At 73.5% G+C, this 18,441-nt stretch carries 18 protein-coding genes; 3 read left to right on the plus strand and 15 right to left on the minus strand.

Features of this window, described 5'->3' with window-relative positions; all coding sequences use genetic code 11:
* Nucleotide 1 precedes the first annotated feature (1 nt).
* The 6 genes from ACYSMR_RS04180 to ACYSMR_RS04205 form a co-directional block, all read right to left on the minus strand.
* Nucleotides 2-226, minus strand: a complete 225-nt coding sequence (locus tag ACYSMR_RS04180) for a hypothetical protein (protein ID WP_461747457.1) — start codon at nucleotides 224-226, stop codon at nucleotides 2-4.
* A 51-nt stretch (nucleotides 227-277) separates the two neighbouring features.
* Complete coding sequence (locus ACYSMR_RS04185) at nucleotides 278-1,219, minus strand: type II secretion system F family protein (protein ID WP_461747458.1); 942 nt, start codon at nucleotides 1,217-1,219, stop codon at nucleotides 278-280.
* Nucleotides 1,216-2,073 (minus strand): type II secretion system F family protein, encoded by an 858-nt coding sequence (locus tag ACYSMR_RS04190; RefSeq protein ID WP_461747459.1) that lies wholly within the window; start codon nucleotides 2,071-2,073, stop codon nucleotides 1,216-1,218. Before ACYSMR_RS04190 ends, ACYSMR_RS04185 begins: the two co-directional genes overlap by 4 nt.
* The gene (locus ACYSMR_RS04195) at nucleotides 2,070-3,332 is read right to left on the minus strand and encodes a CpaF family protein (RefSeq protein ID WP_461747460.1); all 1,263 of its coding nucleotides are present in this window, start codon (nucleotides 3,330-3,332) and stop codon (nucleotides 2,070-2,072) included. Before ACYSMR_RS04195 ends, ACYSMR_RS04190 begins: the two co-directional genes overlap by 4 nt.
* Before the next feature lie 240 nt (nucleotides 3,333-3,572).
* Nucleotides 3,573-3,989 (minus strand): DUF2304 domain-containing protein, encoded by a 417-nt coding sequence (locus ACYSMR_RS04200; protein WP_251332030.1) that lies wholly within the window; start codon nucleotides 3,987-3,989, stop codon nucleotides 3,573-3,575.
* A 55-nt stretch (nucleotides 3,990-4,044) separates the two neighbouring features.
* Nucleotides 4,045-4,710, minus strand: a complete 666-nt coding sequence (locus ACYSMR_RS04205) for a glycosyltransferase family 2 protein (RefSeq protein WP_461747461.1) — start codon at nucleotides 4,708-4,710, stop codon at nucleotides 4,045-4,047.
* Nucleotides 4,711-4,886: 176 nt separating this feature from the next.
* Between ACYSMR_RS04205 and ACYSMR_RS04210 the strand changes: the two genes are divergently transcribed.
* Nucleotides 4,887-6,929, plus strand: coding sequence for a DUF6541 family protein (locus ACYSMR_RS04210; RefSeq protein WP_461747462.1), 2,043 nt, complete (start codon nucleotides 4,887-4,889; stop codon nucleotides 6,927-6,929).
* Between the two features lie 61 nt (nucleotides 6,930-6,990).
* Here the strand turns inward: ACYSMR_RS04210 and ACYSMR_RS04215 are convergent, their stop codons facing one another.
* From ACYSMR_RS04215 to ACYSMR_RS04240, 6 genes are all read right to left on the minus strand, one after another.
* Nucleotides 6,991-7,767 carry an ABC transporter ATP-binding protein gene (locus tag ACYSMR_RS04215; RefSeq protein WP_461747463.1) on the minus strand — a complete coding sequence of 259 codons (777 nt, stop codon included), beginning with the start codon at nucleotides 7,765-7,767 and terminating at the stop codon, nucleotides 6,991-6,993.
* Nucleotides 7,768-7,769: 2 nt separating this feature from the next.
* The gene (locus tag ACYSMR_RS04220; protein WP_251332034.1) at nucleotides 7,770-8,630 is read right to left on the minus strand and encodes an ABC transporter permease; all 861 of its coding nucleotides are present in this window, start codon (nucleotides 8,628-8,630) and stop codon (nucleotides 7,770-7,772) included.
* Nucleotides 8,630-10,633, minus strand: a complete 2,004-nt coding sequence (locus tag ACYSMR_RS04225) for a glycosyltransferase (protein WP_461747464.1) — start codon at nucleotides 10,631-10,633, stop codon at nucleotides 8,630-8,632. The genes ACYSMR_RS04220 and ACYSMR_RS04225 overlap by 1 nt, the downstream gene beginning before the upstream one ends.
* Nucleotides 10,630-11,817: a UDP-galactopyranose mutase gene (gene glf / locus ACYSMR_RS04230; protein WP_309126333.1), complete on the minus strand. Its 1,188-nt coding sequence runs from the start codon at nucleotides 11,815-11,817 to the stop codon at nucleotides 10,630-10,632. Before glf ends, ACYSMR_RS04225 begins: the two co-directional genes overlap by 4 nt.
* Nucleotides 11,818-11,922: 105 nt before the next feature.
* Nucleotides 11,923-13,101 carry a glycosyltransferase family 4 protein gene (locus ACYSMR_RS04235; RefSeq protein WP_461747465.1) on the minus strand — a complete coding sequence of 393 codons (1,179 nt, stop codon included), beginning with the start codon at nucleotides 13,099-13,101 and terminating at the stop codon, nucleotides 11,923-11,925.
* A 111-nt stretch (nucleotides 13,102-13,212) separates the two neighbouring features.
* Nucleotides 13,213-13,620, minus strand: a complete 408-nt coding sequence (locus ACYSMR_RS04240; protein WP_309126331.1) for a hypothetical protein — start codon at nucleotides 13,618-13,620, stop codon at nucleotides 13,213-13,215.
* A gap of 309 nt (nucleotides 13,621-13,929) precedes the next feature.
* On the opposite strand from ACYSMR_RS04240, the gene ACYSMR_RS04245 reads away from it, so the two are divergent.
* Nucleotides 13,930-14,178 carry a WhiB family transcriptional regulator gene (locus ACYSMR_RS04245; protein WP_251332039.1) on the plus strand — a complete coding sequence of 83 codons (249 nt, stop codon included), beginning with the start codon at nucleotides 13,930-13,932 and terminating at the stop codon, nucleotides 14,176-14,178.
* Nucleotides 14,179-14,313: 135 nt separating this feature from the next.
* On the opposite strand, the gene ACYSMR_RS04250 is transcribed toward ACYSMR_RS04245, so the two are convergent.
* Genes ACYSMR_RS04250 through ACYSMR_RS04260 form a run of 3 tightly spaced genes read right to left on the minus strand, consistent with a single transcriptional unit; the run spans nucleotide 14,314 to nucleotide 17,971 of the window.
* Nucleotides 14,314-15,864 carry a sensor histidine kinase gene (locus tag ACYSMR_RS04250; RefSeq protein WP_251332040.1) on the minus strand — a complete coding sequence of 517 codons (1,551 nt, stop codon included), beginning with the start codon at nucleotides 15,862-15,864 and terminating at the stop codon, nucleotides 14,314-14,316.
* Nucleotides 15,865-15,911: 47 nt separating this feature from the next.
* On the minus strand, nucleotides 15,912-17,318 hold the full coding sequence (locus ACYSMR_RS04255; protein ID WP_461747466.1) for an AAA family ATPase: 1,407 nt from the start codon (nucleotides 17,316-17,318) through the stop codon (nucleotides 15,912-15,914).
* Nucleotides 17,315-17,971 (minus strand): SAF domain-containing protein, encoded by a 657-nt coding sequence (locus tag ACYSMR_RS04260; protein ID WP_461747467.1) that lies wholly within the window; start codon nucleotides 17,969-17,971, stop codon nucleotides 17,315-17,317. Before ACYSMR_RS04260 ends, ACYSMR_RS04255 begins: the two co-directional genes overlap by 4 nt.
* Nucleotides 17,972-18,212: 241 nt before the next feature.
* On the opposite strand from ACYSMR_RS04260, the gene ACYSMR_RS04265 reads away from it, so the two are divergent.
* Nucleotides 18,213-18,428 carry a helix-turn-helix domain-containing protein gene (locus ACYSMR_RS04265; RefSeq protein ID WP_251332043.1) on the plus strand — a complete coding sequence of 72 codons (216 nt, stop codon included), beginning with the start codon at nucleotides 18,213-18,215 and terminating at the stop codon, nucleotides 18,426-18,428.
* Nucleotides 18,429-18,441 lie beyond the last annotated feature (13 nt).

Consider the following 18,441-nt stretch of genomic DNA (forward strand, 5'->3'; position numbering starts at 1 on the left):
GTCAGCTCCCGCTGACCCGGGCGATCGCGTCCTGGAAGAGTCCCTCGAGGGCCGGCTGCGCCACGAGCAGCAGGCCGGCGACGAGCACCGCGGACATCAGGGTCAGCATCACCCAGCCCGGGACGTCCCCGCGGTCGGGGTCCCCGGCGGCCAGGCGGGCCGGCAGCCGGGTGAGGGCGAGGCCGACGGCGCCCAGGAGGGCGGTGAGGCGCTGCAGGAGGGTCATGGCGGATGTCCTTTCGGGCGGGGCGGCCGCGTCCCGGCCGCCGGGTGCGGGTCAGAAGCCGAGCTCCAGCACGGCGATGCCGGGATAGACGGCGAAGACCACGGTGAGCGGCAGCACGAAGAAGACGAGGGGGACCATCATGGCGATCTCCTTGCGCCCGGCGGCCTCCATGAGCTCGCGCTTGTCGTGGTCCCGGACGTCCTGGGCCTGGGCCCGCAGGACGTCCGCCAGGGGGGTGCCGCGCTCGATGGCGACGACGACGCCGTCCACGAACCGCCCGATCGGCGCCACCGGCGTGCGGGCGGCGAAGTCCTGCAGCGCGGGCACGAGCCCGGCGCCCGAACGGGTCTGGGCGAGCACAGCGCGGAACTCCCCGGTGAGCTCGCCCTCCGCGACGCGGCAGACCCGCTCGAGGGAGCCCACGGCGCTCTCCCCCGCCCCCACGGACAGCGCCATCAGCTCGGCCACGGCCGGGAACTCGGCGAGCATCCGCCGCTCGCGGGCCCGGATGCGCCGCCCGAGCAGGTGGTCCCGCAGCAGCCAGCCGCTCGTCGCGGTGGCGGCCCCGGCGAGCACGACGCCGCCGGCGCCGGTGTCGAAGCGCACCGTGCCGCCGAGGCCGAGGAGCACCCCGAGCAGGAGCCCGCCGGTCGCGAGGAGCAGCTGCTCGGCCCGGTAGTCGGCGACCGTGGTGCCCGTCCCGGCGCGCAGCAGGCGCTTCTCGAGGCCGGCGGAGGGCCCCGCGCGCCGGGTCAGCCGGCGCGCGGCGTCCCGCACGGCGGAGCCCAGCGCGCCGGGGACGGCCGCTCCCGGGGGACGGCGGTCCCCCGCCCGGGCCAGCAGGGCGGACTCCACCTCCACGGCGCGCAGCTGCGGGGCGATCCGCTCGGCGAAGGACGGCCCGCCGCTCACGCGCGCTCCCGTGAGCACGAGCCACAGACCGGCGGCGAGCGCGAGGCCCAGGAGCGCGACCAGCGCGGGCGAGGCGGTCATCGGAGCACCCGCTGCGGCTGCGGCAGGGCCCCGATCCGGAGCATGAGCCGGTAGGCGGCCACCGACACGACCAGTCCGCCCAGGAGAACGGCCATCCCCTGGGGCGTGTCGTAGGCGCGGAGGGCGGCGGGTTGGGAGGACATCAGCAGCAGCACGATCCACGGCGCCGCCACGGCCAGGCGCGCGGCGTTGACGGTCCAGGACTGGCGTGCCTCCAGCTCGCCGCGCGTGCGGGCGTTCTCCCGCAGGAACTCGGACAGCGTCCCGAGCAGCCGGCCGAGGTCCGTGCCGCCCACCTCGCGGGTGACCCGCAGCGCCTCGACGATGTTGTCCGCCACGGGGTCGGCCAGACGGTCCTTGAGCAGCGTCAGCGCCGGCTGCAGCTGCCCGGTGGCGCGGTAGTCGGCGGCGAACCGGGCGAAGGCCGGACGGACCGGCTCGGGGCCGCGGTACTGCAGCTGGATGAGCGCCTCCGGCAGGGACATCCCGGCGCGCACGGCCGAGCGCAGGTGGTCGACGACGTCCGGCCAGACCTCCCGCATGAGCGCGGACCGGCTGCGCGCCCGGTGCCGGACGGCCGCGAGGGGCAGCCAGCCCCCGAGGACGGCCGCGCACGCTCCGAACGAGACCGTCCCGGACGCGGCCGTGACGGCCAGTCCGGCCAGGACGGCGGCCGCCACGCACGCCGTCACGAGGGCCGCGGGGCTGATCCCGCCCAGCCCGGCGCGGACCAGCGTCTCGCGCAGCCGCCCGGGCCGCCGTGGCGCGGCGGGCCGGGGGGTGCTCTCGGCCCAGCACGACCACCAGACGAGGAGCACGCCCGCGCCCAGCAGGACGCCCAGGACCGCGCTCACCGCGGGCTCCGGGCGGGGGCGTCGTCCTCGAGCAGCTCGCGCACCCGGTGCCCGGCGCGCTCGAACCGCCAGGCCGACGGCGCCTCGGCCGCGACCGGGCGCAGGCCGTCGCCGTCGTGGGCGAAGACGGGATAGGTCTCGATGACCCCGTTCTCGACGCGGTTGCCCACGGCGAGGACCTCGCGCACGCTGCGGCGGCCGGCCGCGTCCCGGTGGCAGTGCACCACGAGGTCGAAGCAGGAGGCGACGGTGGGGACCACGAAGTCCGTGCTGATGTTGCCCCCGGCGAGCAGCGGCAGCGTGCAGATCTTCGTCACGGCGTCCCGCGCGGAGTTCGCGTGCAGGCTGCACATGCCCGGCAGCCCGCTGTTGAGGGCGATCAGCATGTCCAGGCTCTCCGCCTCCCGCACCTCCCCCACGACGAGACGGTCCGGACGCATCCGCAGCGCCTCCTTGACGAGGCGCCGCAGCGGGATCTCCCCCGTGCCCTCGAGGTTGGGCTGGCGGCACTGCATCCCGACGACGTCGCGCAGGGGCACCTGCAGCTCGAAGATCTCCTCGACCGTCACGACCCGCTCGCGGGGCCCGATCGCGGCGCACAGGCAGTTGAGCAGCGTGGTCTTGCCCGCCTGGGTCGCGCCGGAGACCAGGATGTTGAGCCCGCTCGCGACCGCGGCCCAGAGGAAGCGCGCCGCCCCGGGGGTGAGGGAGCCCAGCTCGACGAGATCGTCGAGCCGGCGCGCCCGGGCCACGAACTTGCGGATGTTGACCGCCCAGTGCCGGCGCGTGACGTCCGGGATCACCACGTGGAGCCGGGAGCCGTCGGGCAGGGCCGCGTCCACGAACGGGGAGGACAGGTCCAGGCGGCGGCCGGAGCTCTTGAGCATCCGCTCGACGAGGTTGCGCACCTGGGGCTCGGTGAGCACCACCGACGTCAGCTCCGACTCCCCCTGCCGGGCCACGTAGACCTCGGCAGGTCCGTTGAGCCAGATCTCCTCGATCTCGGGGTCGTCCAGCAGGGGCTGCAGCGGGCCGAAACCGGCCACGAGGTCGAGCAGGGCCCGGCGGGCGGCGTCGAGGTCGCTGAGGGCGGGCAGGACGCCGCGGGCCGAGCGCTGGTCGTAGTCGCGCACGGCGGCGTCCACGAGACCCCGGGTCTCCTCCAGCTGCAGCACCGGGTCCAGGCCGCGGCGGCGGATCAGCTCGCGCACCTCGGCCTCGACCAGCCCGAGCGCGTCCGCGGAGAGCAGTGCCGTCATGGGTCCCCCTGTGCCGTCCCGGCGCGCGGGCGCGCCGGCCGCGCTCCCCCCGGAGCGCATGGACAGGAAGATAGACGGGTGGGGCGGGGCGTCGGCAGTCCCGGGGACGCCTTCTGTGGACAGCCGGGCCTGACCTGCGGCGTTGTTCGCTTCAGCGAACAACAATTCCGTCACAGGATGTGAAGGCATGCAAAGGGCCGTCCGGGGCGACCCGGACGGCCCGCACGGAGCCCGCGGTGCTCAGCCGGCGGGGCGCTGCTCCGGGGAGGCCGCCCGGAAGTCGCGCACGGACGCGCGGTCCGCGTGCTCGGGGGCCGGCGCCCACGGCTTCTCCGCCTCGGTGACCGCGATGTGCCGGGCCAGGCGGGTCACGTTGACCTCCTGCTGCCGGTGCCTCAGGGCGGAAGTGGCCTGGGTGATCATGAAGACCACCACGAACCCGTAGAGCACCAGGTCCGTGCCGCGGCCGATGCCGAAGAACTGCGCCACGGCCGTGAGCAGGTCCGGGAAGAAGATGGACAGCGCCGCGAAGATGAAGAAGCTCAGGCCGACGACCCGGCGGATCGCCTGGTGCTTGGCGTTGGCCCCGCCGCGGATGAGCGCGAGCGCGCCGTAGCCGACGGCGAGGACCAGCAGGATCTGGACGGCGTAGAGCATCGGTCGGGTCTCCCCTGGGGTCTGTGGAACGGCGGGCGGGAACGGCGGGACGGAACTACTTGACGAACAGCTCGGCGAGGATGTTCACGCCGTTGAGCAGGGACTGGCCCTTGGAGCGCGAGTAGTCCGTGTAGATGATCTCCACGGGGTGCTCGACCCAGCGCGGGCGGATGTCGGCGAGCTGGTTGACGATCTCGGAGGCGTGCGCCATCCGGTTCTGGGTGAGCCGGATCCGGCCCAGCGTGCGCCGGTCGATGGCCCGCAGCCCGTTGTGGGCGTCGGAGAGGTCCATGCCGGTGGACAGCCGGGAGAACATCGCCGCCGTGCGCAGCACGACGCGCTTGAGCGCCGAGACCTGGGTGCGCCGGTCGAGGAAGCGGGAGCCGAGCACGACCTCGGCCTCGCCCGAGCGGATCCGCTGCACCATGTCCCAGGCGTCGACGACGCGGTGCTGGCCGTCGGAGTCGAAGGTCACCACGCAGTCCATCTGCGGGTCCTGCAGGGCGTACTCGAAGCCCGTCTGCAGGGCCGCGCCCTGGCCCAGGTTGATGGGGTGCTGCACGACGACGGCACCGGCCTCGGCGCAGATGCGCGCGGAGTCGTCGGAGGAGCCGTCGTCGACGCAGACGACGTGCGGGAAGGTCCGCCGCAGCTCCTTCAGCACCTCTCCCACGACGGCCGCCTCGTTGTACACGGGCATGACGATCCACACGCGATTCACCACGACATTCTCGCACAGCCCGGGCCGGGCACCGTCCCGGCCGTGACGGCCCCATATACTGATCCGGAACTTCCCCCGCGCCCCCGCCCCTTCCCGACCGGGCCGCCTGCTGCACGGACCCGGAGGACGAGCCCCCCGTGGGCGTGGGAGATCCGTGGAGAGGAACCCCCCTGTTGTTGAGTGACTGGCTGCCCTATGTCCCGGCACTGCTGTTGGTCGTCGCCCTGCTGTGGATCCCCGGACTGGTCCTCCAGCTCCTGGTCCGCGACGTGAGGCCGCTGTTCTTCCTGGCGGCGCCCGCTTACAGCATGGCCGTCGTCGGCACCGCGGGTGTGGCGCTGGAGCTGGTGGGCCGTGACTTCTCCCTGCTCGGCGTAGGCGCCTTCACCCTGGTCGTCGGGGCGCTCGCCACCGTGGTGGGCTTGCTGTTCCGCCGCGCGCGCGCCGCCGGCGAGTCCGGTTCCCGCTCGGCCGACGACGGCGCGGACCGCGGGCTGCTTAGTCTCTCCTCCGCCGCGGTGTACCGGGGAGGCGTCGCGCTGGGCCTCCTGCTGGGGGCGGGTCTGCTGGCCCGGCGGCTGCTGTTCGTGGTCATGGAGCCGGACCGGTTCGCCCAGCGCTACGACAACGTCTTCCACCTCAACGCGATCCGCTACGTCGTGGAGACCGCCTCGGCCTCCTCGCTGACCCTCGGTCGGATGATCGAACCCGAGAAGGCCATGGCGGTCTACCCGGCCGTCTGGCACGGGCTCGCCGGGCTGGTTTGGCCTCTGGCGGACCAGAGCCCGATGGTGGCCAGCAACGTTGTGCTGCTCGTCGTGGCGGCGCTGGTGTGGCCGGCGTCGTGCCTCTTCCTCACCCGCACCCTGGTGGGCCCCTCTCCGGTGGCCCTGGCCGTGGCTGGCGTCGCCTCGGCCGGCTTCGCCGTGTTCCCGTACTCCATCCTGGAGTTCGGTCCCCTGCTCCCGAACCTTCTGGGGCTGAGCGTGGCCCCCGTGGCCCTGGCCTACCTGGCCGCCCTGCTGGGCCTGGACGCCGACTCCCGGGCCGGTCGGTCCTCCCGCGCCCCTGCGCAGCTGGTCTTCTCAGGCCTGTGCTGGCTGGTGGTCACGGGCGGCGCCCTGCTGGCCCACCCGAACGTCGGGACGCTGCTGCTGGTGCTGCTGATCCCCATGGTCCTGGTCGCCTGGTGGCGCGCGGTGCGGCGGACGGCCGCCGCGCGGCGGCCGGGCCGCACCGCGTTGCTCGTTCTGCTGCTGGCCCTGGCAGCATACGCGTGGACGTACCTGTGGGACAGTCTGGGGACCGACTTCATCCGCTTCGCACACACCACGCCCGCCGCCGCCTACGGCGAGGCCCTGCTCTACGCCACGAACGGCCGGCTGGACATCCCCTGGTTCCTGGTGGTGCTGACCGTCCTGGGGATCGCCACGACCGTCGTGCGGCAGGAGCTGCGCTGGCTGGGGATCGCCCAGTTCCTGGTCGTCGTCCTGTACGTCGTCGCCGCCTCCGCCCCCAAGGGCCCGTGGCGGGAGTGGGCCGTGGGCTCCTGGTACCAGGACTCCTTCCGGCTGGCCGCCAGCCTTCCCGTGGTGGCCGTGCCGCTGATCGCGCTGGGGGCGGCCGCGCTCGTCGAGCTCCTCCGGAGCCGCGTTGAGACGGCCGTCCCCCCGCAGCGGCGTACCCGCCGCGCCCAGCAGCTCGTCGCCGCAGGCGCGGCGGTGCTGCTGGTGGCCGCGTCCGTGCCGCTCACCCAGATGCGCACCATGCGGGACACGCTCCTGGCCACTCAGGCGCGGTTCGGGTGGGACAACGAGGACGGAATCCTCACCGAGGATGAGCGGGAACTGCTCGAGCAGCTGCCGCAGCTGACGGACGGGGACGACGTGATCCTTGTGAACCCGTGGAACGGGGGATCCCTGGCGTACGCCGTGGCCGGCACCGAGGTGACCCAGTACCACATCGGCGGGCCGAACGGCGCCCGGATCGCCGAGATCATCGCGGGCCTGCCCACGGAGGAGTCCACCCGGGCCTGCGCGCTGGCGCAGTCTGAGAGCATCGACTACGTGCTGGACTTCGGCCAGCAGTACCTGGAGGTCGACACCCCCCGGGCCCGACCGTACCTGCCGATCGATACCCTGGGCGAGCGCCCGGAGACCAACCTGGAGCTGGTGACCGCGGTGGGCGAGGCCGAGCTGTGGGAGGTCACGGCCTGCTGACGGTGCAGGGCCCGCACGCCGTCCGGCGTGCGGGCCCTGCACCGTGGAAGGTTGGAACGGCTTAGGCGTTCTCGGACGCGCGGAACTGCTCGATGACCTCGTCGATGGGTCCGTCGCTGCGGACGCGGCCGTGCTCGATCCACACCCCGCGCGCGCAGACCTTGCGCACCACGTCGAAGTCGTGGCTGACGACCAGCAGGGTCTTGCCCTCCTCGGACAGCTCCCGCACCCGCCCCAGGCTCTTGCGCTGGAACGGCTCGTCGCCCACCGAGAGGATCTCGTCGATGATGAAGATGTCGGGGTCCGTGAAGACGGCCACGGCGAAGGCCAGGCGCAGGTACATGCCCGAGGAGTAGAACTTCACCTCGGTGTCGATGAACTGCTCGATCTCCGAGAAGGCGACGATCTGGTCGAACTTCTCGTCGATCTCCTCCTTGGTCATGCCGAGGATCGCCCCGTTGAGGTAGACGTTGTCCCGGCCGGTGAGGTCGGGGTGGAAGCCGGCGCCGACCTCGATCAGCCCGGCCACGCGGCCGTTGACCTCGAGGGTGCCGCCGTCGGGGCTCATGACGCCGGAGACCAGCTTGAGGAACGTCGACTTGCCGGAGCCGTTGAGCCCCACGAGCGCGACGCTCTCCCCGGGCTCGATGCGCACGCTGAGGTCCTCCAGCGCGCGGAAGCGGTTGGAGATGTCCTGGCGGCGGCCCTTCGCCAGCCACATCACCGTCTCCTTCAGGGAGCGGGCGTGGCGCAGCGAGAACTCCTTGGCCAGGTGCTCCGCCACGACGGCGGGCGTGCCGGGGGTCCCGGCGGGGCCGGGCACGGATTGCGGACTCATCGTCACAGCTCCTGGGCGAATCGGCCCTCGAGGCGGCGGAACGACCAGTCGCCCAGGACCATGAGGACGGTGACCACCAGCAGGGCCACGGGTGTCCACTGGGAGAACAGGTGCGGCGGGACCTCATGGGCGCCGGGGGTGGTGGTGGGCAGCCAGAACGCGGCGTGGGAGAGCTCGACCGCGACCGTGAGGGGGTTGAGCATGAACCCGGCGAACCACACCGGCCCCAGCACGTCGCGGACCATGGTCCAGGCGTAGAGCACCGGGGCGGACCAGGTGCTGACCATGATGATGAGGTCCACGAAGTTCTCGGCGTCCCGGAAGAAGACGTTGGCCGCGCCGAAGAGCAGCCCGAGGCCGGTGGCCAGCAGGCCCACGATCAGCAGCGCCGCCGGGATCGCCAGCACGGAGATCCACGTGGGCGACCAGCCCACGACCAGGCAGGCGAGCAGCATCACCACGAGCTGCGGCAGCAGGTGCACGGCGGCGACCCACACCGAGGACACGGGGAACATCTGCCGCGGCAGGTAGATCTTCTTGATCAGGCTCGCGTTGGCCACGACCGAGCGGGCGGCGTTGCCGAAGGCCTCCGAGAAGAAGTTGATCAGGATGATGCCGGAGAACAGGTAGACGGCGTAGTTCTGCATCCCCCGCTCCAGGCCCAGGAAGATGCCGAGGGCCACGTAGAACACCACGAACTGGATGCCGGGCTTGACGTAGGACCACAGCAGCCCCAGGACCGTGCCCCGGTAGCGGATCTGCAGCTCCTTGTCGACGAGCAGCTTCAGGAGGTAGCGCTGGCGGAACACCGCCGGCAGCCCCGTCCCGGGGGACGGGGCGCGGACCACGGTGGCAGAGGCCATCAGGCGCCGATCTCCGAGTGCTCGCGGAAGGTGGCCTCCCACGCCGCCATGGAGGTGATGTCGGGCATCGCCTCCCGGTAGCGCCGCGAGAGCTCCGGCCAGCGCAGGGCCAGCTGGGCGTGCAGCCGCACGGACTCGGCGAGCAGGGCGCGGGCCTCCTTGGGGGAGCGCTTGTACCAGGTGTAGCCGGTGCCGTCCGACGCGGTGACCAGGGCGCTGTCGTAGCGGGTGAGCCGCCACCAGCGGGCGTCCTGGTAGGGCAGGTGCACCTCGGGGTGCTGCCCGGCCTGCTCCTTGGGCGCCACGGCTAGGTGGCGCACCACGGCGGTGGCGGCGGAGGTGAGGATCTTCAGCCCGTGCGGGGAGCTCATCCGCTTCGCCCGCACCGGCTTGGTCGCCGCGACCTGGGGGTAGGCGTCCAGGTCCGGCTCGTAGACGGCGTCGGAGTGCTGGGTCATGAGCCTGCGCACGTCGCGGATGCGCTGCGGCAGCAGCTCGTGCAGGGCCTCGGGGCCGGCCAGGACGTCCCGGAGCGCCAGCACGCGGGCCTCCTCGGCGAAGTACTGCATGGACAGCACGTGGCGCAGGTCCTTGATCCCGTTGCGCCCGAGCACCTCCCCGCCGCGGTCGAACGGCGAGTGCAGCAGGGCCGCGACCAGCTGGTTGCGCTTGTGGAAGTACGCCTGCCAGCTGATGGTGTCGTCCTTGTCCGCCCAGGCGAGGTGCCACACGGCGACGCCGGGCAGGGAGACCGTGCGGTAGCCGGCGGCCTTCGCGCGGATGCCGTACTCCACGTCGTCCCACTTGATGAACACCGGCAGGGCCAGGCCGATCTCGCGGATCACGGCGGTGGGGATCAGGCACATCCACCACGCGTTGTAGTCCACCTCGATCCGGCGGTGCATCCACGGCGTGGCGCGCAGGTTGCTGTGGCGGAAGTCGTGGCCGATCTCCACGCCGTCCCCGGCGGGGCCGTACTGGAAGCTGTACGGGTCCATGGCCTCGCCGAAGTTGTGGATCTTCGTGGGGTTGAGCAGGTCGATCATGTGCCCGCCCACGAGGGTGGGCCGCTTGCAGTAGTCCGCGAACACGCTGACGCGGCGCACGGCCTCGGGCTCGATCTCGACGTCGTCGTCCATCAGCAGCACGTAGGTGCTGTCCGCCTTGACCGCCTCGTACATCCCGCGCGCGAAGCCGCCCGCGCCGCCGAGGTTGGCCTGGTCGAGCACGCGCAGGCGCTCGCCGAAGCGCTCCTGCACCTCGCGGAAGCCGGGCTCCTCGACGACCTTCTGGTTGCCCTGGTCGACGATGACGACCTCGGCGACCTGCGGCAGGTGCTCCTGCTGCTCGACGAGCAGCCGTGCGTTGCGCAGGCAGTAGGACGGCTTGTTCATCGTGGTGATCTGGAGGGTCACGGAGCCCTCCGAGGTGCCGGCGCCGTCGCCCAGCCACTGCGCGCCCTGCAGGACGAGGCCCTCGTCCGCCGCCGCGAGGTCGAACCAGTACCAGCCGCCGTCGGCGAAGGCCTTCAGGGACAGGACCGCCTCGGTCACGTGCTCGTCGCCGGAGACCTCGTGCACGGACACGGGCACGGACTCGCCGCGGGCGTTGGAGCTGTAGACGCTCACGGTGCCGCGCCCGGAGGTGCGCACGCGCAGCACGACCTCGCGCAGGTGGGTGTTGTGCCGCCAGTAGCTGGCCGGGAACGCGTTGAAGTAGGTCGCGAAGGAGACCGTGTTGCGGGCGTGCACGCGCAGGGAGCGCCGCCCGAGGATGGTCAGGGAGTCCGTGGCGCTGGGCTCGGAGGCCACGTTCACCACGATCTGCCGCTCCCGCTGGGGGGCGTCCTCGGGCTGGACGGCCGTGCCGGTGTCGGCCCGGGTGTCCATGTAGAGGGGCTGGGTGGGCAGCCGGTCCTTGGCCGGGAAGACCAGCTCCTGCAGCACCCGGTAGGTGATGTCCTCGGTGCCGGTCCGGTCGGTGTCCTGGGTCGTCGCGGTCACGCGTCCACTCCCCCGCTCTCGATGGTGGCCCCGCTGGTGAAGTGGGGCTTGATCTTGTTGTCGACCATGGACAGGGCCGCGCCGATGGCCATGTGCATGTCGAGGTACTTGTACGTGCCCAGGCGCCCGCCGAACAGGACGTTGTCCTCGCCGCGGGCGAGGTCGCGGTACTTGAGCAGCTTCTCGCGGTCCACGGAGGTGTTGACCGGGTAGTACGGCTCGTCGCCCTTTTCGGCGAAGCGCGAGAACTCCCGCATGATCACCGTGGCGTCCTTGGTGTAGTCGCGCTCCGGGTGGAAGTGGCGGAACTCGTGGATCCGGGTGAAGGGGACGTCGGGGTCCGGGTAGTTCATCACCGGGGTGCCCTGGAAGTCCTCGATCGGCAGGACCTCCTCCTCGAGGTCGATGGTCCGCCACGAGAGGTCGCCCTCGGCGTAGTCGAAGTAGCGGTCCACGGGACCGGTGTAGACCACCGGGACCTGGCCCAGCACGGCCGAGCGGGAGTAGTCGTGGCCGTCGTCGAAGAAGTCGGTGTCCAGCCGGACGTCGATCTTCGGGTGGTCCGCCATGCGCTCGAGCCACGCGGTGTAGCCGTCCACCGGGAGACCTTCGTACTTGTCGTTGAAGTACCGGTTGTCGTAGGTGTAGCGCACGGGCAGCCGCGAGATGATCGAGGCGGGCAGGTCCTTGGGGTCCGTCTGCCACTGCTTGCCGGTGTAGTGCTTGATGAAGGCCTCGTAGAGGGGGCGGCCGATGAGCTGGATCCCCTTGTCGTTGAGGTTCTGCGGGTCCGTCCCCGCGAGCTCCCCGGCCTGCTCCTGGATCAGGGCCCGGGCCTCCGACGGCGAGTACGCCGCGCGGAAGAACTGGTTGACGGTGCCGAGGTTGATCGGCATGGGGTAGACCTCGCCGTTGTGCCGCGTGTACACGCGGTGCACGTAGTCCGTGAAGGCCGTGAAGCGGTTGACGTAGTCCCAGACCCGCTCGTTGGAGGTGTGGAACAGGTGGGCCCCGTAGCGGTGCACTTCGATCCCGGTGCGCTCCTCCTTCTCGGAGTAGGCGTTGCCGCCGAGGTGGGACCTCCGGTCGATGATGGCCACGTTGAGGTCCAGCTCGCGGGCGGCCCTCTCGGCCACGGTCAGGCCGAAGAGGCCCGACCCGACGACGACGAGATCTGCGTTCACGGGCAAACTCCTGACATTGGGTGTCGTGGGACGTCCCGGCGGTCGGCCGGGCGCGGGGGGCGGCACGCAGCGCACCGGGCGTGCGCTGCGTACCAAAGTACCTGATCAGTCGGGGAAGCCCTGAAGCAGCCAGTCGGCGGCGAGGCGGCCGGAGGCCGCCAGGGAGGCGTGCTCGGCGGCCCATCCGGCGCGCTCGCGGCGCAGCCGCTCGTTCTCCGCGGCGCGCGCGGGGTCGCTGCGGCGGTCGAGGGCGGCGATCATGGCGTCGGCCACGGCGTCGGGGTCGTGCGCGACCGCCGCGCCGAGACCGTTGTCGAGGACGAGCTCGGCGGCGACGCCCGCGCCCGCGTAGACGACCGGCGTCCCGCAGGCGGCGGCGGCGTAGATCTTGGTGGGCTTCGTGAAGTCGTAGCCGTTGTCCGGGATGACGGACCCCAGGGCGGCGACGGCGCCGCGGGTCCACTCGGCGGTCTCCGCGGCGGGGCGCAGCCCTTCGAAGAGCACGTGGCCGGGGGCGAGCCGGCGGGCGATCTCCTCGACCCGCTCGATGTCGGAGCCGCGGCCGAAGAAGCGCAGCTGCGCGTCCGGGTGCGCGGCCAGGACCTTGGGCATCGCGCGGACGAACACGTCGGCGCCCTGCCACTCGGACATCGACCCGGCGTAGACGAAGTAGGGGGCACCGGGGTCGGCCGCGGGCCCGTCGGGGCGGAAGACGTCGGTGTCGATGCCGTTCTCCGCGACCAGGACCTTGTCCCAGCCGACGCCGGTGACGTCCTGCAGCTCCCGGCCCATGGCCTCGGAGACGGTGAGCACCCCGGCGGCGCGGCGGGCGGCGAGGGTCTCCATCAGCCGCATGCTCTTCTTCACCACCGGGGAGACGTCCATCTTGTCGGCGGCGGTGGTCCAGATGTCGGGGGCGTACCAGACGTAGGGCCGGCCCCGCAGCCACGAGGAGGCGAGCACGGCCATGCCCGTGGTGGGGGGCGGCTCGCTGACGACGAGGTCCGCGCGGGTGGCCAGCAGACGGAAGAACACGGGGACGTCGAAGCTGAGGTACTGGACGATCCCGCGCACGTAGTCGAAGCGGTCCCGCAGCACGGGCCACCGCCTGACCGGGTACGGCTCGGGCTCGATCGGCGTCGACGCGGGCGGGCGGGTGGTGAGGACGGTGACGTCGGCGCCGCGCTCGGTGAGCCCCCGGGCGAGGGCGCGCAGCCGGAAGGACGCGGCGGCCGGCTCGGGGGCGAAGATGCGGCTGACGATGACGATGCGACGGGAAGTCACGGGACCACCTGTTCGGAGGCTCTCGACGGGACGGGGGCAGGACCGGCCGGGGGCGGGCGGTTCAACTGTACTGCCCCGCCCCGGCCGTCCCGACCCGCAGGGCGCGAGGGACTACCGGACGGTGCGGCTGGTCCAGGCGAGCACGGCCGGGCGGAACAGCAGCACGAGGACCACGACCGCCGGCACGGCCAGCGCCAGGCCGGCCGGCCACTGCCCGGCCTGCAGCAGGGGGAAGCCGAGGACGAGCAGGAACAGCTGGACGACGAGCGCGGCGGCGCGCGGCCAGCGGAAGCCGCGCCACAGGCCCCGGCCCACGCGCAGCTGCCACAGGGCGCCGCCGAGGAAGACCGCCACGAGGAACACCGTGCCGCCCACGGTCAGGGGCTGCTCGAACAGCAGGCTCCACAGCAGCCGCAGGGCCACCCCGGCCATCGCGAGAGCCTCCAGCAGGACGACGCCGGCCAGGAGGGCGACCTCCCGGGGTCGGTCGGCGCGGTCGGGCGGGGGCGCGGGGGCCATGGCGATCTCCTTCCGGCGCGCACGGGCGCGCTCCCCGCCACCCTAGTGGGCCCTGCGCCCGTCCCCGCGCCGGCGACGGCGGGGCCCGGTTCCGCCCTGCGGGGCGCGCCAGTGTGAGCAAGGACTCACCCGGCCCGGTGTGACCCGCCCCTCAACCCCTTGTTCACACCCCGTTCACATGGGAAAGTGGACCACAGTTCTTCACAAGGCCCGTGCGAATGGGCCTTTTCTTCTGTCCCGGACACCTCTGCGGCGGCACCGTCGTGCCCTGCGCCCGGGACCCGTCCTCGAAAGGAGCGATCGTCGACCATGGATTGGCGTAGTCGCGCAGCATGCCTGGAGAAGGATCCCGAGCTGTTCTTCCCCGTGGGCAACACCGGACCTGCTCTCCTCCAGATCGAGGAGGCCAAGGCCGTGTGCCGCAGCTGCTCGGTCATGGACACCTGCCTCCAGTGGGCCCTCGAGTCCGGCCAGGACGCCGGCGTCTGGGGCGGGATGAGCGAGGACGAGCGCCGGGCGCTCAAGCGCCGCGCCGCCCGCGCCCGCCGCGCCTCCTGAGCGCCTCTTCCTGAGCACCGCCCTGCCGGCGGAAGACACGGCCGCGGTCTGTGCACCGCCGGCGACGTCGAGGACCGGGACCCACGAGGGTCCCGGTCCTCGTCGTCCGGGCCGCCGTCCTGCGCCGGGGCCCGTCTAGTCCTCGAGCCCCGTCCGGACGGTCACCTCGGTCCCTCCGCCCTCGCGCGGGGCCCAGCGGATGGACCCCCCGAGCTCGCTCGCCACGAGGGTGCGCACGATCTGCATCCCCAGGCCCTCGCCGGTTCCCGCCTGCCGGAACGCCCCCGCCCCGGACTCCTCGATGACGGAGTCCCCCATGCCCGCCCCGTCGTCGCTCACGACGACCTCGAGCGCCTGGCCTCCCTCCTCGTCCCGCACGCGCCGGGCCTCCAGGGTCACGGTCCCGGCCCGCTGGGCGAGGCCGTGCTCGACGGCGTTCGTCACGAGCTCGTTGATCACCAGGGCCAGCGGGGTGGCCAGCCGGGCGGGCAGCTCCCCGAACTCCCCGATCAGCCGCGTGCGCACCGTCTGCTCCGGCGCCGCCACCTCGGCGACGAGCCGGAACTGGCGCTCGATGAGCGCGTCGAAGTCCACGTTCTCGGAGAACCCCTGGGACAGCGTCTCGTGCACCATCGCGATGGTGGCGACCCGGCGCATGGCCTGCTCGAGGCCGTTGCGCGCCTCGTCCGTCGTCATCCGGCGGGCCTGCAGGCGCAGCAGCGCGGAGACCGTCTGGAGGTTGTTCTTCACCCGGTGGTGGATCTCGCGGACGGTGGCGTCCTTGCTCACCAGCTCGAGGTCGCGCCGGCGCAGCTCGGTCACGTCCCGGCACAGCAGCACCGCCCCCAGGCGCCCGGAGCGGTCGCGGAGCGGGATCGAGCGGAAGTGCACGGACACGCGCGGGCCCTCCACCTCGGTGCGCCACGCCATCCGCCCCGTGAGCACCGGGGCGAGCGTCTCGTCCGGCCCGGCCCCGGGCCCGAGCGCGGGGGGCACGACGTCCATGAGCCGCTTGCCCACGAGCTCGCCGTCGATGCCCAGCCGGCGCAGCGCCGAGTCGGCGTTCGGGGAGACGTAGACCACGCGGTCGTCGGCGTCGAGCCGGATCGCGCCGTCGCCCACCCGCGGCGCGCCCCGGCGTGAGCCCGTGGGGGCCGAGAAGTCGGGCCACAGCCCCTCGTTGGCCATCCGCAGCAGCGCGTCGGCGCTCTCCCGGTAGACGAGCTCCTGCCGGGAGACCGCCTGGCCCGGCGGCCGCCGGGCGTGCACCGTGAGCATCGCCAGCGTCTTGCCGTTGCGCACGAGCGGGACGGCCTTCACGTGCGGGGCCGAACGGGCGTCGTCGCCGCCCGGGCGCAGCAGCTCCATCCGCTGGCTCACCCACGCGGCGCGCAGCGGGGCGGAGAGCTCCTCGGGCAGCTGCTCCCCCACCAGGTCCTCGTGGAAGACGGTGGGACCGGTCGCGGGACGCACGTGGGCGAGGACCTGGAAGGCGCTGCCGGGGGCCGGCATGCCGCGCCCGTTGCCGCTGCCCGCGGCCGGGATGTAGTCCACCGGGAAGCTCAGGACGAGGTCGCCGAAACCGAGGTCGGAGATCAGCTGCCAGTCCCCCACGAGCAGGTGTAGCCACTCGTAGTCCCCGGGACCGAAGTCCGCGCTCCTCCTGAGCGGTTCGGTGAACGCCACATCGCCTCCGGTCGTCGCCAGCGGAGGAACCGGGCGCTCCCCCGGGATCAGCGGCGCAGCCAGGCCCCGATCCTGCGGCCCAGCCTAGTACCGTGCACCGGTTCCGGCCCGCCGTCCCCGGCCTCGCCGGCGTCGGCGAGCACCCGCAGCGCCAGCTGCCGCAGGGCTGCGCGCACGGGTGCGCCCGGGGCGGTCTCGGCGAGGACCGCCCCGGCGAGCAGCGCCTCGTCGAGGACCTCCGGGTCCCACGGCACGAACAGCTCCACCGCCGCCCCCGAGCCGAAGCGGGCCCACGCCTCGCGGATCCCGAGCTCCGGCGACCGGCCCGCCGCGGAGCGGCGCAGCTTGTTGACGGCGACGACCAGGCGGGCGCCCGGCGCCGCGGCGGCGAGGTCGGGCAGTCCCTTGACCAGCCGCGGGACGCCGATGGTGTCCGCGGCTCCCACCGCCACGACGACGTCGGCGTGCTCGAGCACGGTCAGGGCCGCGGCGTGGCGGCGCGGGGCCATGGCGTCGAAGCTGAGCTCCTCGTCCGCCTCCAGCGCGAACCCGCAGTCCACGACCGTCGTCCCGAACTCCTCGGCCGCGCGCTCCAGCACGGCGGCCACGGCGCTGGAGCGCAGTTCGGGCCACCGGTCCTGGCGGGTCAGCCCCGTGAGCACCCGCACCGTGCGCCCCGCCAGGGCCACGTCCGCGGCGATGCCGCGCAGGGCCTGCCCGTCGAGCCGCCCCTGGTCGGCCAGCCGGCACGCCTGCGCCAGCCCCGCGGCCTCGTCGAGCATCCCCAGCACGGCGGCGACCGAGGGCCCGTACGTGTCGGCGTCGACGAGCGCCGCGTCCTCCCCCAGCAGGGCGAGCTCCGCCGCCAGGTTCACCGCCACCGTGGTCCGTCCCGGCGCCCCCGTGGGACCCCATACCGCCACGATCCGCCCGGTGCCCCGGCGTCCGGCCGGTGGTTCCGGCGCGGCGGCGCTCCCCGGCTCCGCCCCGGCCGCGACGGGGGCCTGCCCGGGCTCCTGCGCGGTGGCCCGGTCCGCGCCGGACGTGGAGCCCGGCGCCCCGGCACGGCCGGCCGCCCCGACGTCCGCGTAGCCGAGCTCCCCGGGGGCGGACGCCGCGGCCGCGACCGTCTCCTCGACGAGCCGCGCCGCCTCCTCGGGACTCGCACGGTCGGCGACCACGACGGCGCCCAGCCCGGCGAGGCGGCGCGCGTCGTGGCCCTCCAGCACGAGCAGGACGGCTCCTCCCAGGCGCAGCTGCTCCAGCAGGCTCGCGGTGATCTCCTCGGCCCCCTCCGCGACCAGCGCCGCCCGGGCCAGGCCGGTCCGGGCGGCGGCCAGCAGCTCGGTGAGGTCCAGGCAGCGGCGGACGACCGTGACCGGTCCGTGCAGGCGTTCGATGCCGTCCACGAGCGGCCAGGTGGAGACCCCCAGGGTCATCAGGGGGATGCTCATCGCGCCCCGCCCGCCGGGTTCCACACCAGCGTGACCCGGGCGTCGTTGCCGAGCGCGTCCACGAGCTCCTCCATCGGCGCGTCCTCCACCAGCACGTGCACGACCGTCCCGCGGCCGGCTCCCAGCGCGGTCTGCTCCGTCTCGACGGAGGCGATCTCCGCGGCCGGCAGCAGCAGCCGGGCGGGCTCGTAGCCGCGGCCGGAGCGCTCCTGGTCCGCCACCCAGACGTCGACGCGCGATCCTGGGCGGGCCTCGTCCGGCAGCGGGTGCGCGATGGGGATGCCGACGGGCTTGCGGTCCAGCCGGTCCGCGGTGGCCAGCGCGGCGCCCGGCAGCAGCTGCCCCTCGGCGATCCGCTGCGTGGCGACGGTGCCGGGCGCGGGGGCGGCGCTCGCCGGCACGTACAGCGGCGCGGCGTCCTGCAGCCGGACGTCGACGGCCACGACGTCCTCCTCCGTCACCGGCTGCCCGACCTCGATGTCCCGGACCGCCGCGAGATAGGGCTCGGTGCGGTTGGTGGCGGCCACGACCGCCGCCACCCCCGCCACGGACAGCAGCACGAGCAGCAGCCCGGTGAGCAGGCGGGGGTCACGCCAGGAGGGCCTCCTGAACCGCGCGGACCCCGCGTCCGCGCCCCTGACCGTCCCGCTCATCGGCGCACCGCCCCCCTCGCTCACCGGCGTGGCCGTCGACCGCGCACGTCGCCCAATTCTGCCCGCGGGCCGGGGCCGAGGGAACGGGCCGGTGCACAACTGGGGACAGCGCCGTGCCCCCGTCCCCGGCCGCCTCGCGGGGCGGTGGCGCGGCCCGTCCGCCCGTGTGGACGGGCGGGTCCTCCCCGCGGTTCGGTGGCAGACTGGACCCGGAGAGCAACCACGAGCGAGGAGGCGGAGGATGTCGCAGCAGCGCTTCCTGACCTTGGCGGACGTGGCCGAGATCCTCAACATCTCGGCCACGCAGGCGCGGGCCCTCGTGCGCAGCGGGGAACTGCCCGCCATCCAGGTGGGCGGGCGCGGGCAGTGGCGCGTCGAGACGGTGAAGCTGGAGGAGTACATCGCCCGCGGCTACGAGCGCACGGCCGAGGCCGTGCGCTCCGGCTCGGTCGACTGACCGGCCGGGGCAC

Source organism: Kocuria sp. U4B, from assembly GCF_054875615.1.